The 13,599-nt window shown below is 31.9% G+C and carries 16 protein-coding genes; 3 read left to right on the top strand and 13 right to left on the bottom strand.

Features of this window, described 5'->3' with window-relative positions:
• Positions 1-3: 3 nt before the first annotated feature.
• The 4 genes from HF078_RS15995 to HF078_RS15980 all read right to left on the bottom strand — a co-directional run bounded on the left by HF078_RS15995 (position 4) and on the right by HF078_RS15980 (position 2,842).
• A complete protein-coding gene (locus HF078_RS15995; RefSeq protein ID WP_169292049.1) occupies positions 4-900 on the bottom strand; it encodes a hypothetical protein in 897 nt (298 codons plus the stop codon).
• A gap of 329 nt (positions 901-1,229) precedes the next feature.
• Positions 1,230-1,652, bottom strand: coding sequence for a hypothetical protein (locus HF078_RS15990; protein ID WP_169292048.1), 423 nt, complete (start codon positions 1,650-1,652; stop codon positions 1,230-1,232).
• Between the two features lie 241 nt (positions 1,653-1,893).
• Positions 1,894-2,163, bottom strand: coding sequence for a hypothetical protein (locus HF078_RS15985; RefSeq protein WP_169292047.1), 270 nt, complete (start codon positions 2,161-2,163; stop codon positions 1,894-1,896).
• Between the two features lie 301 nt (positions 2,164-2,464).
• Positions 2,465-2,842 carry an iron chaperone gene (locus tag HF078_RS15980; protein WP_169292046.1) on the bottom strand — a complete coding sequence of 126 codons (378 nt, stop codon included), beginning with the start codon at positions 2,840-2,842 and terminating at the stop codon, positions 2,465-2,467.
• Between the two features lie 775 nt (positions 2,843-3,617).
• Here HF078_RS15980 and HF078_RS15975 point away from each other — a divergent pair.
• The 3 genes from HF078_RS15975 to HF078_RS15965 are packed head-to-tail and all read left to right on the top strand — an operon-like array spanning position 3,618 to position 7,279.
• Positions 3,618-5,075: a spore germination protein gene (locus tag HF078_RS15975; RefSeq protein ID WP_169292045.1), complete on the top strand. Its 1,458-nt coding sequence runs from the start codon at positions 3,618-3,620 to the stop codon at positions 5,073-5,075.
• A gap of 9 nt (positions 5,076-5,084) precedes the next feature.
• A complete protein-coding gene (locus tag HF078_RS15970; RefSeq protein WP_169292044.1) occupies positions 5,085-6,170 on the top strand; it encodes a GerAB/ArcD/ProY family transporter in 1,086 nt (361 codons plus the stop codon).
• Positions 6,167-7,279: a Ger(x)C family spore germination protein gene (locus tag HF078_RS15965; RefSeq protein ID WP_169292043.1), complete on the top strand. Its 1,113-nt coding sequence runs from the start codon at positions 6,167-6,169 to the stop codon at positions 7,277-7,279. The genes HF078_RS15970 and HF078_RS15965 overlap by 4 nt, the downstream gene beginning before the upstream one ends.
• A 317-nt stretch (positions 7,280-7,596) precedes the next feature.
• Here HF078_RS15965 and HF078_RS15960 read toward each other — a convergent pair whose 3' ends face one another.
• The 9 genes from HF078_RS15960 to HF078_RS15920 all read right to left on the bottom strand — a co-directional run bounded on the left by HF078_RS15960 (position 7,597) and on the right by HF078_RS15920 (position 13,599).
• Complete coding sequence (locus HF078_RS15960; protein WP_169292042.1) at positions 7,597-8,229, bottom strand: type 1 glutamine amidotransferase family protein; 633 nt, start codon at positions 8,227-8,229, stop codon at positions 7,597-7,599.
• A 74-nt stretch (positions 8,230-8,303) separates the two neighbouring features.
• Complete coding sequence (locus tag HF078_RS15955; RefSeq protein ID WP_169292041.1) at positions 8,304-9,266, bottom strand: helix-turn-helix transcriptional regulator; 963 nt, start codon at positions 9,264-9,266, stop codon at positions 8,304-8,306.
• A gap of 150 nt (positions 9,267-9,416) precedes the next feature.
• Positions 9,417-9,854, bottom strand: coding sequence for an NUDIX hydrolase (locus tag HF078_RS15950; RefSeq protein WP_169292040.1), 438 nt, complete (start codon positions 9,852-9,854; stop codon positions 9,417-9,419).
• Entirely contained in the window at positions 9,851-10,042 is a 192-nt protein-coding gene (locus HF078_RS15945) for a hypothetical protein (protein WP_169292039.1), read from the bottom strand. Before HF078_RS15945 ends, HF078_RS15950 begins: the two co-directional genes overlap by 4 nt.
• Before the next feature lie 216 nt (positions 10,043-10,258).
• Positions 10,259-10,393 (bottom strand): hypothetical protein, encoded by a 135-nt coding sequence (locus tag HF078_RS20940; protein ID WP_240951777.1) that lies wholly within the window; start codon positions 10,391-10,393, stop codon positions 10,259-10,261.
• Positions 10,394-11,206: 813 nt separating this feature from the next.
• Positions 11,207-11,572: a hypothetical protein gene (locus tag HF078_RS15935; protein ID WP_169292038.1), complete on the bottom strand. Its 366-nt coding sequence runs from the start codon at positions 11,570-11,572 to the stop codon at positions 11,207-11,209.
• Positions 11,573-11,686: 114 nt separating this feature from the next.
• Positions 11,687-11,968: a colicin immunity domain-containing protein gene (locus HF078_RS15930; protein ID WP_169292037.1), complete on the bottom strand. Its 282-nt coding sequence runs from the start codon at positions 11,966-11,968 to the stop codon at positions 11,687-11,689.
• Positions 11,969-12,232: 264 nt separating this feature from the next.
• Positions 12,233-12,793, bottom strand: a complete 561-nt coding sequence (locus tag HF078_RS15925; RefSeq protein WP_169292036.1) for a class I SAM-dependent methyltransferase — start codon at positions 12,791-12,793, stop codon at positions 12,233-12,235.
• A gap of 374 nt (positions 12,794-13,167) precedes the next feature.
• A complete protein-coding gene (locus tag HF078_RS15920) occupies positions 13,168-13,599 on the bottom strand; it encodes a GNAT family N-acetyltransferase (RefSeq protein WP_169292035.1) in 432 nt (143 codons plus the stop codon).

Raw genomic sequence — 13,599 nt, 5'->3', positions numbered from 1 at the left:
GTATTAAATAATCTTTTTCCGATAAATGTTCATTTCATATTCCTTCCATTCTTCAATTAATTGATTTAAGTGAGTGACTTTCCAAGGATTGAAGAAAGTCTGTCCGTCTTTATTGAAGAATAGGTGATTTGAAATATGATACGATGCGTGCTGAATAACATTTTTAGGATTTACCCAAGTAATTACGTCTCCATTAGATATTCCCTCCACACTTTTTATCAGGGAATAACCTACTCTTTCTAATGCAAGTTCAAAAGTTTTTTGATGTACCCACTCCTTAATAACCCAATCCTGTTTTGTGACTGCGAATAATGTAGAGGATAAACAGTTACTACCTGAAATGGTTGAAAACTTATTAGTGTATTTTTTGATATGTAAAGGAGTATCTTCAGGGACTTCAAAGCAAGACCCGTTATCCCACCTTTTTGCGTAGGAACATAATAAACTTTCTTTTAACTCATATGACATATTTCCCCACATATCTTGTTGAAGGACAAGAAAGAATTCTTCATTTTTAGATACGACATATTCTTTAGGAACGCTTTTAGTAAAAGAAAGACTATCAATCGGTAATACTAAACCCCTTCTCATATTACTTTGGGCTTGTAATATTCTTTTTCTTTTTAGTAAAGGTAATTTTGTAACCCATTGAGAATCTGCCACAATGACATTGTTAGCCTTATTTGATATGTTCCAATACATAAAACTATTAATAAGGTCAATTTGCTTGTAGGAAGAATGATGAAAAAATTCCTCTCTTGGAATTAATAACACATCAGCTAAATATTCTTCCAGATCAGTTAAGGCACTTTCATCAATAAAAAAGAAATCTTTATCAGGGACAAATTTCCTAATCCACATATTTATTTGTTCTTTAGAAGGTTCAATTTGAATACTCATTCCTATCCTAGCTCCCTAAATGTAAGTAAATTCCTATCACAAACCTGCCCTGTTCCTAAGTAAGAAGCGATAGAACATGCTTCAATCGCTTTAATTGAATAAACAATTAATCTATTCGTTACCACTAATGACAACAATGTCACCTACTATTTGTACTTTATTATCTTCAACAATAATTCCGTCTCCATCATTTCCAGCATAAACTGTTGTTCCACTAGTTTTAGCATAATTATGAACTTCTGTTTTATATTTATCATTCCAGCGGTTGTAGTGTGGCAGAAACTCAAATTCAACTAGTTGTAATGTCGATTTTCCAATTCCTTTATCCCCTATAAATATCTGAAATAATTTCGTAGATATTCCAAGTGTACTGCTCCACCACTTACCCCTACTATTGTTCCTCCTTGTTTATAATAATTATTTAAAACTATTTCCATATTACGTTGTTTGATAGCTTCGCTAAATTTAATTGAATCTCCCGCAGAAAGATGAATAATGTCGCACTGAATTAGTTCATTAATCTTTACTGAATTAAATTCATCATAAAGGTCAAAATACATAATATTTGTGATTCCGTAATTTCGGTAATACTTTACTTTAGTATTGAAAAAAATCTTTTCCTTGTCATCAGTAGAAGGAATATAACCAATTTTGATACTCTTTAAATCCTTATTCGTCAAAAGAATGTTGTCTAACCTTCGATTACCCGGAGATTCAACTACTTGGTCACTATAAAAAAATAACTTCCCCATTTTAACACCTTCTTTATTTCACTCTTCAATAAACCTGGACGTTTGCTTAATTCCAATTATTTCATAATCTAAAAACTCCTACAATATGTATTTTTTCCTCTAAAAAGAAAACAAGCGCTAATCCTTGTTTTAGGATTGCGCTCGTTTGCTGAATATTTAAACATGCGAAATAGCTACAAAGTTAATCATTAGTTTTTTTCTAAAGTACCCTTTCACTTAATACACCCAAATTTTAGTTACATTAACCAAATAATAAAATGAGAATTCCCAACATGATAATAACTAAACCGAATAAAATCAAAACTCCTCTCATTAACCAAAATGGGATATATTTAAATAATAAAGTAAGCAAAAATAATACAACAGATTCGACTATTCCTACATTATATATAGCAGTACCATTAATATATTTTTCTTCTTTATAATTAGCTTTAGTAAGTTTAAACCCTTGGATAATAAGAATACTACCAATAAAGATAATAATTGATACTCCAACATACATCCAAATCATACTTTCACCTAGCTTCATTCAACCTATTTTTTGAAAATTAATTTGTAAAAAGTATATTTCTCTTTTTAATATTAAACACCATTGAGCCTGATTGCTGAAGATTCTTCAATAAATTCCGTTAACTGTGAGCAAGTTTACGTAATAAATTTGACATCTCTAACTCCACCTTCAACACCACAACCTAAAATAAATAGACGCGTTTTTAGAAAAACGCGCCCTATATTTGAGTACTAAAAATATTATCTTTCAATTAAAGGATAACCAATGTTTACTAGAAAGTCTGTTATTCTCTCATTCAATATTAACAAGCAGTGTCATCACCTGCACGCCACATATCAACGGTTTTATGTATAAATTGTTCCAGTTCTGTATCTTCAATTTTTATCGATTTTTTAACGCGAATGCAGCCTTTTCCATAGTTATAGCCTGCTAATAACGTGTCTGCATCTCCTATCTTTTCTATTGAACCGACATAGAGGCTGACATAATGTTTTTGCGCGTTTAATGCAAAGACATAGTTATCATCTTTCCCATAATTCAACATCTTATAGCGAATCACCTCTTCTAATTCGGGTGCATATGTGAAGATCATGTGTCGTATCAAGAGAAGTTTCTCTTTTCGCCAATCTTCTTCAAGCAATTCTAAATATTCTTCAGAATTCTTTACATCATATTGCATGTTACACCTCACTCCTGCATTTTTTTAATTTACATACATAATGCTTCTTTTCAGTTCTTCTATTATATTTTAAAGCACAAAAAAAATTGTTACCAGCACTCTCACTGGATCTCAAAGCATTATCTTATTTGCAAAATCAATAATATTACAGAGTTTCCAGTGAAGTTAAAACTACTATTAAATCTAATTTTCCCACATAGGCAAACCATAAGAGGTATTTAAGTATTGCATTGAAGGACATTTTTTCATAACCAGCAAAATAGATATTTAGCAAAGTTTTTTTTCTAATATGTTTTGTAATCGATTTAAACCTTAATTGGTACTCCACTTTCTTCTATTCCCATGCCATATATCTCTTCCCCAAATGTGTCACCATCACTAAATATTCTTAGTAACATTTAATGTTTATTTTGCAACAAAAATTAATTCGTCTAGTATCTAACCATTTAAATCTCCCTTTTCTGTATGCTAGTCTATACATTCAAACGCCTTTAAAGTATTCATAGTTAATCAACCAGTCATTATGTACGGAACAATCCCAATGTACTACAATCTCTCCTATTTACTTCAAGACCTTAATTTCACAAACTGAATAATCTAATTACTTAATTTATAAGTTAGGTATTCCTTTTGCTTTTCTTTTTTCAATATCTTTTGTTTCTAATTGTAATGAGAATTGATGCTTAAAAACGAATACCTACTCATCTTTATATCAAAAGCGAGTAAAACGGATGAAACTGTTCATAATAAGGATAAAAGTACTACGGGGTAAGCAATGAAACCAGATAATAAGATTAATTCATCAGAAGAAACAGACAAACAAACAGAAATTGAACTCAGTAAAGATCATATCATTTCACAATTTCATAATTGCTCTGACCTTACGCATAGAAAGTTTACAAATACATCTTTGGAGCTTCTATATTTTAAAAATATGATTGATGAACAAATTCTCGATAGACATATTATCTCTAAAATTAGAGATTTATCTGAAAATCAAATCGAGTCCCTAATTACGCAGTTAGATACCAAGAAAATTTCATCCAATAAAGAAGGAGTTAAAGAAGTTCTAAATGGAAACATAGTTATTTTCTATAAGTGTGAAGCATTCACTATTGTTGCAACGAGCTCTGAAACAAGAACTATTGAAGAATCAGAAACAGAGTCAATTATTCTCGGACCACATGTAGCTTTTATTGAATCGTCAGATAAAAATATTTCTCTTATTCGAAAACGAGTAAAAAGTTCTCATTTAAAATCGATTGTCCTCTCTGTTGGAGAGATATCCAAGACAAATGTAACCATCATGTATATTGAGGATATTGTAAATGTTGAATTTGTAGAATTATTAAAGGAGAGAATAAACTCTATTGAGGTTCAAGGGGTGCTGGATACAAACGTATTAGTACAGCTTATGGATGATAACCCATACTCGCCTTTTCCCCAATTTTTTGTAACGGAACGACCAGACGTAGTTGCCTCCAAGCTATTTGCTGGTAAGGTAATCGGAATCGTTGATGAAAGTCCATATGTATTTTGTAGCCCTTCTAGTTTTTTTGATTTTATGCAATCACCTGATGATTATAATCAAAGGTGGATTACTTCGACATTTATAAGATTATTAAGATACTTAGCGCTTTTTATTACGCTAACGTTTTCTGCATTTTATGTAGGTATTTTAACATATCATTATGAAATGATTCCTCAAAAGCTGCTACCTAGTATTATCGAATCCAGAAGCAAGGTGCCTTTTCCACCTATTTATGAAGCCTTGTTTTTAGAATTCGTTATAGAATTTTTACGGGAGGCAGGAGCAAGGCTCCCAACTAAGATAGGACAAACGATTGGAATTGTCGGGGGAATCGTTATTGGGCAAGCTGCTGTAGAAGCTGGTATTACAAGTAACATCTTAATTATTGTAGTCGCTACTTCTGCTATTGCGTCCTTTGTAATACCAAGCTATTTAATGAGTGGTTCCATTAGAATCATTCGTTTTTGTTTTATTTTGATAGCTGCTCTTTGGGGAAATATCGGTTTAGCATTTGGTATGGGTTTATTTATTATTCACATAAATGGGATAACGAACTTGAAAGCTCCATATTTCATTCCGGTCTCCCCTACATATCTTGGTGATTGGATTGACACGATTATTCGCGCTCCATTTAGTTTTATAAAAGAGAGACCTGTCCAATCTAGATCTAAAAATAAAGATATTAACAAAATGAAGAAATAGGTGAGGAATATGAATGAGAGGCTCCACCCGTTTCAAATAGCAATATTAATATATATGACCCAATCAGGCGTTACTCTATTTAGTATTCCACGGTTAACGGCAGAAGCATTTGGTACAAACGGGTGGGCTGGTTTAATTATTGTGTTTATCATTATAAACATTAATATATTATTAATATCTCTCTGCTATAAATTCGGACATGGACGTTCAATTTTTGAAATTCTAGAGTCGAATATTTTTAGATGGTTTCTTATTCCATTTTATTTAGCTGTATCTATAGTGTTTATTGTCCTTGCTGTATTAGTTACCAAAAAATATATCATTTTATTAAAGATTTTGTTTTATCAAGAAACACCTTTCTTCGTCTTTTTCGGTATGGCACTTCTTCTATCGTTTATGCTGTTAACAGGAGGTATTTATCATATAGGTAAAACTACAACTGCTTTGTTTTTTATCACCATATGGACTGTTTTCCTATTAGCGTTTCCAATTAAAGAGTTTGAGTTGATTAGGTTGACACCATTCCTGTTTCAAGGTGAAAAATCTATATTTAAAGACGGTATGAATGTTTATACTGCTTTTCTTGGCTTTGAGCTATCATTATTGCTGTTCCCATACGTACAAAAAAAGTGGACTAAAAGTATTTTTATTGGTAATGCAATAACAACCATTATTTATTTAGGTGTATCCTTCGTAAGCTTTGGTTTTTTCAGTTTTGAACAATTGAAGATGGAAATGTATCCTGTCATTACAATTTTAGAGTCTATCGATATTCCTTTTATTGAACGAGTGGAAAATGCCATCTTTTCCTTGTTTTCTTTAAAAGTTTTAATAACGATTGTTATGTATTTTTGGGCAGCCACAGTAATGATTAAACAAGTGAATCATAATGTAAATTCAAAAATTATTAATATTGTTGTATTATTGGTAGGATATTTTATTTCTCTCATTCCAAAAGTATTAAGAGATGTGGATTTATGGTTAAAGTGGTTTACTTACATCCTTTCTAGTCTCGCAATGATAATCCCTATCCTTCTTCTACTAATAATTTTTATCGAAAATTTCTTAAAATCAAGGAGAAAGATTTCCCAATGAGGATAATATTAATTTTACTTGTATTGCTTCTAAGCGCTTGTGGAGAAAGAAAGCAAATTGTAGAAGAACTAGCATTAATTAATGTGATTTCTTACGATTTATCTGAAAATGAGGAAGAACCTTTACAGGTGACTATAAACTATCCAATCATAAATAATGAAGGGGAATTAACTAACGATATATTAAGCGTTCAATCAAAATCAAGTAAAGATGCACGTATGAAATTTACTAACTTATCTAACCTCCAAGTAGTTAGTGGACAGGTTCATTTAGCATTATTAGGAAGAGAATTAGCTGAAAAAGGAATCCTCCAGATTCTAGATACTTTTAAACGAGATCCTAATATTGGGTCGCATGTCAACCTAGCAATTGCGGAAGACAATGGTTTTGATTTGTTAACATTTGAATCAAAGGAAGGGGATTCAAGTGCTTCTTATTTATTATCCATGTTCAATAAATTAAAAGCTGAAAAAGAGTCAGTAAACTACCATACATTTCAATTCTTTCGTGATTATTATGACGATGGCATAGATCCTTTTCTTCCAATAATATCAATTCAAAATAAAAAACAAGCGATTGTTGGGTACGGTTTATTTAAGAAGGATAAATACGTAGAAAAGATCAATATGGGTCAATCCCTAATCTTATTTTACTTAAGGGATGATATAAATAAGGGGATTATTAATCTAAATGTGTCTGTTGGCGAGGAGGAGGAAGATGACAAACTTTTACAAAGCAGAGTAACGTTCAATTACAAAAAAAGTGACTCGAATACAAGTGTAAAAATGAAAAATGACACGGTTGAACTGAAGAAAAATGTAGAGTTAGAGATTAGTTTATTAGAGTATACTGGTTCAATGAACTTAAGCGAGGAAAAAAATCAAAAGATAATTGAAAAAAAAATTGAAGAATATTTAAATAATCGTACAAATGAATTTATGGGGCAGCTACAAGAATTTGGTTGTGATCCTATAGGTATAGGTAAATATGTAAGAAACAATATGACCTATCAACAATGGCAGGAAACAAACTGGGATCAATTATACAGCTCAATGGATATTAATATAAAATCGAAGGTTAAGATTATGGATTTTGGAAAAGCCAAGTAAAAATAACACTTCAATTCATACTTTCGACTGAAGTGTTATCAGAGTGTTTTTCACCATTCATTGATTCATCTACTTTATAACCATAATCCCTCTCAGCCTGCCAACTGCCTAATAGCTCATAGAAGTATCCTTTATTGGCACACTTAAGAGATGAAGCGAATATGTTCTCTACCTGATACTATAACATCACATCTGCGTTCATCGTATTATTAATAGATGGATTAATGCAGATATACAACGATAAGGAAATGTTAAATAAAAAAGCTCAACTTCTCTACAAATAAGCTAAAAAGAGAAATTGAGTTTTTTCAGTTACGTCATTTATTAATGGATTTCATTAACTGGAAGAAGTATTCAGGTTTATGAGTCTTATTTAGGTTATACCATGAATGTAATGTATCTGGAGTAAAAATTTCTATTTTTTTTAGTACCTCCATTGCAAATTCCAAGGGAGCTATTCCAGATGCAGTAATTAAATTCCCATCATATATCGCAGATTTCAACTCATAGGACTTTTCTCCTTTATAGTTAGGACATACCATTTTTGTATATTCTAAGTTATTACTTGTATGCTTTCTAGTATCTAAGTATCCCATATTTGCGAGGGCCTCAACTGCACCACAAATTGCAGCAACAATAGTCCCAAGCTTTAAAGCTTGATCAATTCTCTCTAAGATAGGTTGATGAATATCTTCTGCCCAAGTAGTCCCTCCTGGTAAAATTAAAAGATCTTTACTCTCAAAAGTACAGTCATCAAGGGAAATATCTGGTTTTATGCTCAGTCCTCCCATAGTAGTAATCATTTTTTTATTAGCTCCTACTGTAATTACTTTTAAAGGTGCTAAATCTTTTTTGATATATCTTCCTGAGTTTAGTTCAGCAATTAAATATCCATATTCCCAGTCCGACATTGTAGTAAATACATATAGAAAAACTTTTTTGGTTTGCATCTTATAACACTCCAATCACAATTGATATAGCTATTATAAAATAACTTCCCTGACACTTAACGTCAGGGAAGTTATCATACTTGATGAAATTTTATTAAATCTGACAGAACTTCAATGAGTTTTTGCTTAAGACTTATTGGCTCAATAACTTTAATAGATTTATTGTACGGTAAAAGTAAATAAGGTACATATGTATGTATCACATCTTTTTCAAGAAGAAAAACAGCTTGATATGAAGTCCGTTCTTGTAAATAATGTCCTAAAAACCAATGTTGGCATATATCAGATAATACACTTTTATCTCCATTAATAACTAAAGAAATAACCCCTTCCTTATCTTCTATAGTTGGAAGAAGGCTTTTTATGAAGAAGTCACGTGCTGGAAAATTTTCTGGTTGGTTAAACCTATTTTCCGTTAGCATTAGACTTTCCATTCGATCTACTCTAAAACTACGGATATCATTCCTAAGATGACAAAATCCAATTACATACCACTTATTATTCCAATAAATAATTCTGTACAGATCGACCAATCTATAATTTAATTGCTTTTCGCCACTTTTTTGGTAAAGAATTTTTACTGAGTACCCGTCAGCTACGGCCTGCTCCAACTCCTTCAAGAAATGTTCCATAGAGAACGAACTTAATCGACTTATTACTTCAAGACTAGTTAATTGTTGGTTTATCTTTGATTCCTGCTCTTTATTTGAGTGTTTACTGAGTTTTGAAATGGCCCTATTTAGTGCGTCACCTCCATAATATCCTGCTTCTTCTGCAAAAACAGCCGCGTGAACTAGTGAAGTTTGTTCCTCAAAATCAAAAAAAAGAGGAGCCTCAATAAAATTGTTCAATAAAGTGTATCCACCGTTATGTCCTGGTTCTGAAATGATAGGTACGCCACTTGTTGAAATTGTATCAATATAACGATACACAGTCCTTATATTTATTTCTAACTTTTCTGAAATTTGTTTCGCAGTTATTTTTTTCCCTGAACGAAGCATCCATAAAATGGCTAACATATTATCAATTTTAGGCATATTATTCCACCTCTAAATTCCTAGAAATATAATTAAGAATCATTTTACTATACCAATTATTTCAAACATTAAAATATTGAGCAATCCCCCTCTTCCATTGAATGGCCCAAAGCAAAAAAAGAGCGCGTATTAAAGATTTGCCCACGATAGCTAAAGACTTTTAAAAACTGTTTTTCTAAGTAAGTATGGTACGGAAGCTTTACTTTTAATTAATCCCTTTGTACCGGTTATATGTATGTAATCTTCTGCTTTCTCAGGATCCATCCAAGTAATTTCTTCAATTTCTTCAGGCAATGATATATTGATTTCTCCACCAGTAATTTTCCCTCTAAAAGTAAAGAAAATAGCATGATGTCCCCTTTCTTCAAAGAATGCTTCACTCACAGAAAATACACCGTATATCTCCACATCTAAACCCGTTTCTTCTTTTACTTCACGGATTGCAGCTTCTTCAAGTGTTTCTCCTGGCTCAACTGCACCTCCAGGAAGTGTATAATAAGAAGAGTTTTTTCCTTTATTTTTTACCATTAATACATTCTCGCCCTGCTCATCAAAGAGAAGTACGTATGTTACATCTACCCGTTTCATAAATTAATTTCTCCCTTTAAGAATGAAATTTTTAATGCTAAACATGAATGGCGCCTGATTACTAAATTTTCTAAATCGCACACCTTGGTTTCTAAGTATTTTAAATGTTCTTGAAACTTAAATGAGTTGCTTCCATCTGGAAAAATATTATTTAAATTCCATACTTGGCTATCTTTAGTTACTCTCACTAGTACCCCCTAAAATTTACGAGATTAAACCTAAATCGAACGTATATTCTTATTTTATCATATCGTAGAAATTTATAGGGATTATATTTACTACTTGAATCTATATTTGAAATGTGAAGCTAAAAATGTAAAAAAGCGCTAATCCTTTGTTCTAGGATTGCGCTCGATGGGGAATATATAAATAAGTAACAAGCGTTATAAAACTCGCATTAATACTTAGTATGTTAATATGGGCCTGGTCATACAGTTATTGTCTTTAAAACCAAACTTTTTGTAAAAGTTATGGGCATCAGAAGTAGCCAATGCGAATGCCGTGTATTGTATTTCCGGATGTTCAAATATACAATTCATTAACCATTGACCCAACCCTTTCCTCTGTAATTATCATCAATTACCACATCCATAATCCAAGAGAATACTGCTTTATCTGTAACAACCCTGGCAAATCCAATTTGTCTGCCGCTTATGTACATCCCAAATGAGAGCGAATTATCAATACTTTTTCAATAGTTTCCATTGTTCTATTAGTCGCCCATTAAGTATCTGAAAGTAACTGTGTAACAACATTAATATCTATGAGCTCTTTATTGTCACTAATCATAAGTTCTTTATTTAACCACTACATCAAGTATACTCCCATAATTGTGTAAGTAAGAGTCCACTCTACTTGTTGCTGCGCAATACTAAGTACATAAAAAGCAATAACTTATCCAGCTATCGCTCCCATTTAACGAAAGATCATAAACCAAATATAATTAAGGGAAAGCAGCACAATTCTTATATAAGTAGCGACCCCTATGCAGCAATCGTTCCAGATTGGTTAAAAGCAGTAGTTAATCACTTTTGCTTATTACTTAAAGAATACTCAACCCATACAATTCCAATAGATATTGAACCTGTCGTGAGTATTGTAGATATAATATCACTAATATTTAAAGGCACAGGTAAAAGAACTGTTTTAAGAATTAGGTTACAGGCTGTAAAAACTATAAAGTAAAGTAAAAACTTTAATATTGCTTTTTTAAAACTCATACTATCACCTCATAAGTTATTACATTTCCAAAACTTTCTTTACATAATTATTATTCAATAAAACTGCCAGTTCTTAAGTAAGAAGCGACCCACTCTGCAGCAATCGCTCCATTTAATGCAGGTAGCACCTTTTTAATTACTGGTAAATCCTTTCCCAAGAACTGTTTTTTTATCTAAACCAACATATACTACAAGATTTCCAGTAGCTTCTGTCGCAGTGTTATTAAAAGTAACAGCATACACTTGATCTTTATCATAATTGGTATCTATTATTTCTTGAATATCATTATTAACAAGAACTTGTTTTACATTTGAATCCTTCGGGCTTACTGGTATTAAATTACTTTCCTGACCAGATAAACTATTGAAAGCTACCATCTCAATTGGTATTTGGTCCTCGGTCTTGGAGGCGTTATAGAAAGAAATTAATCCTATAATCATAAATATTAAGAGTACCCCTAGAATCCCTAAAATGAGAAGTTTTATTATTTTCTTCATAATTCCCCCCTGGTACAAATGATTTCCATAGAAATCATCACAACAGAATAATAACCCTTACTAAACAATCCTGCCCAATTCACAAGTAAGTCTATCCCACTATACTGATAAATTTTAAGGGCTATTCAATAAACTATTCATTTTAACCAATGCATCACGTACTTCTTTTCTTAATTGTTGTTCGGATATTTCAAAAGCAGTTTCTTGTCCAGGAAGACATTCGTGCCAATAACAATCTACTGCTTCAAACACTCTGTTTAAGATTTCGAATAGTGTGTAATCGATTCTTTCCGTCTCATTTTTTAATGTTTTTAAATAGTCACGTTCAAAATCCTCAACAGTTATTACTTCATCTATAAAATCTTTCATTAACTTTTTATACTTATTAGCAAACATTCCTTTACCTCTTTAATTGATTTCTTTCAACCCATTTAATCATATTCCTTCTTCCACGAACTGCCCTATTGCTTAATACCAATTATTTCAAATATCCTTAAGATCTGACAATCATTATTGTTTTTTGTAATTGTAAACACTTTTCTAAGTATTAGAAGAAAAAACGTCAAAAGTAGAACTTTCAACCCTTTACTTAGGTATTATAAAATATGCTTATTCGCTTTTTAAAAAATTGATCCATCTTAATTATAGACACTTACATTTTTATAATGGTTTTACAGCATCGACTATGAGTGAAACAAAACCCAAGTTGCCATTTTGGTTTCGGTGGTCAAAACGCTTTGAACGATAGATGAATCCTTTCTTTTCATCCCAATTATTGAAGTGAAATTTACCGTTCCCATCACAATATTCCAGTAAAGTAACGTTAAAACCAGCTTCTTCAAACATAGAACTAATTGTCTTATAATTATGTACAATTTTATGACTTGCTGCAGGGTGATCTTTAGGTCCAGGTCCTCCTACTTTAACCCCTTCTTGGTATTCTTCATTTGGAAAAAATCCATCAGGAACGGCACAACGTATATATCCACCAGGCTTTAAAAAATCAAAACAAATCTTTGCAGCTTCTGTTCCTTCTTCATAAGTTAGGTGTTCCCAAACGTGTTCTGCTAAAACAGCTTCTAGTGAGTTAGGTAAAAACTTATCCTCCCAATCAACTCTTCTTAACAAATTTAGTTCATTTTCTTGCGTTTGAAGCCATTCTGGATTGTTATTGTGTTCACCTGCACCAATGACGACTTTTAGATTTTCTTTTAAATCCATATTACCCCATCCTCTTCTCAAAATAGAATTTTGTTTCTTATTTAATTAATAACTTCTTATTGAAAATTCCCGCACAAGTACTTCTATGTATTCCATTAACCCCTCCCCATGATGAATCATTATTTATCTTGTTGTATTTAGTAAATAGTTCTTGGATTAAAATGGTCATCCACTCTAATTTTTCAAATCAACAACTCCTCTCTAACGCCTATAATTCAACAATGTTACTTAATACCAATTATTTCATAATCTAAAAATTCCTACAATAAGTTGTTCTACATTAAGACCAAAATAAAATGAGCGCTGATCCATACTACAGGATTGCGCCCTAAATATATAATCCCTTTCAGAGTGGTTAATGCAAGTAATATTATTTATAGAGACATCTGAAAATGATGACAGGAGATATCTAGTCCACCTTTGAGGTAAAACCTGTGTGCATCATGTCTGTGAACGCCAGAATCTAAATGAAATTGCGCACAACCGTCTAATTTTGCCTGAGTTATCAACCAACTCCATAAAATAGAGGCATATCCTTTACGCCGACTTGTTTCATTTGTTATCAGATCGTCCACATAAAAGTAGTTGCCCCATGCCAGGGATTCCGTAATTCTATAACCGGCAGCTGCTTTAACTTTGTCGCCGCCTACAATTACTGCTACTAATTGGAATCCATTATTTTTCTTAAGGCGAATAATTTTTTCTAGAAAATCTTTTTCGTTTAAATGTGGACGTAATTGTTTAAACGTACTAAATGTAGACATAATTTCTGCTTCGGAACTCATTTTTTTAACGATTGTCTGCAT

This window comes from Bacillus sp. RO2 (assembly GCF_012911845.1).
GTDB lineage: Bacteria > Bacillota > Bacilli > Bacillales > Bacillaceae_I > Sutcliffiella_A.
This window is presented reverse-complemented; position numbering and strand designations above follow the sequence as displayed.

Excerpts from the sequence above, each read along its gene's own strand:
- HF078_RS15925 (WP_169292036.1), bottom strand. The coding sequence starts at position 12,793 with ATGGATTTAAAAGAAAATCTAAAAGTCGTCATTGGTGCAGGTGAACAC.
- HF078_RS15955 (WP_169292041.1), bottom strand. The coding sequence starts at position 9,266 with ATGCCTAAAATTGATAATATGTTAGCCATTTTATGGATGCTTCGTTCA.
- HF078_RS15965 (WP_169292043.1), top strand. The coding sequence starts at position 6,167 with ATGAGGATAATATTAATTTTACTTGTATTGCTTCTAAGCGCTTGTGGA.
- HF078_RS15930 (WP_169292037.1), bottom strand. The coding sequence starts at position 11,968 with ATGTTTGCTAATAAGTATAAAAAGTTAATGAAAGATTTTATAGATGAA.
- HF078_RS15985 (WP_169292047.1), bottom strand. The coding sequence starts at position 2,163 with ATGATTTGGATGTATGTTGGAGTATCAATTATTATCTTTATTGGTAGT.
- HF078_RS15995 (WP_169292049.1), bottom strand. The coding sequence starts at position 900 with ATGAGTATTCAAATTGAACCTTCTAAAGAACAAATAAATATGTGGATT.
- HF078_RS15960 (WP_169292042.1), bottom strand. The coding sequence starts at position 8,229 with ATGCAAACCAAAAAAGTTTTTCTATATGTATTTACTACAATGTCGGAC.
- HF078_RS15990 (WP_169292048.1), bottom strand. The coding sequence starts at position 1,652 with ATGGGGAAGTTATTTTTTTATAGTGACCAAGTAGTTGAATCTCCGGGT.
- HF078_RS20940 (WP_240951777.1), bottom strand. The coding sequence starts at position 10,393 with ATGAATTGTATATTTGAACATCCGGAAATACAATACACGGCATTCGCA.
- HF078_RS15980 (WP_169292046.1), bottom strand. The coding sequence starts at position 2,842 with ATGCAATATGATGTAAAGAATTCTGAAGAATATTTAGAATTGCTTGAA.
- HF078_RS15950 (WP_169292040.1), bottom strand. The coding sequence starts at position 9,854 with ATGAAACGGGTAGATGTAACATACGTACTTCTCTTTGATGAGCAGGGC.
- HF078_RS15970 (WP_169292044.1), top strand. The coding sequence starts at position 5,085 with ATGAATGAGAGGCTCCACCCGTTTCAAATAGCAATATTAATATATATG.
- HF078_RS15935 (WP_169292038.1), bottom strand. The coding sequence starts at position 11,572 with ATGAAGAAAATAATAAAACTTCTCATTTTAGGGATTCTAGGGGTACTC.
- HF078_RS15920 (WP_169292035.1), bottom strand. The coding sequence starts at position 13,599 with ATGCAGACAATCGTTAAAAAAATGAGTTCCGAAGCAGAAATTATGTCT.
- HF078_RS15975 (WP_169292045.1), top strand. The coding sequence starts at position 3,618 with ATGAAACCAGATAATAAGATTAATTCATCAGAAGAAACAGACAAACAA.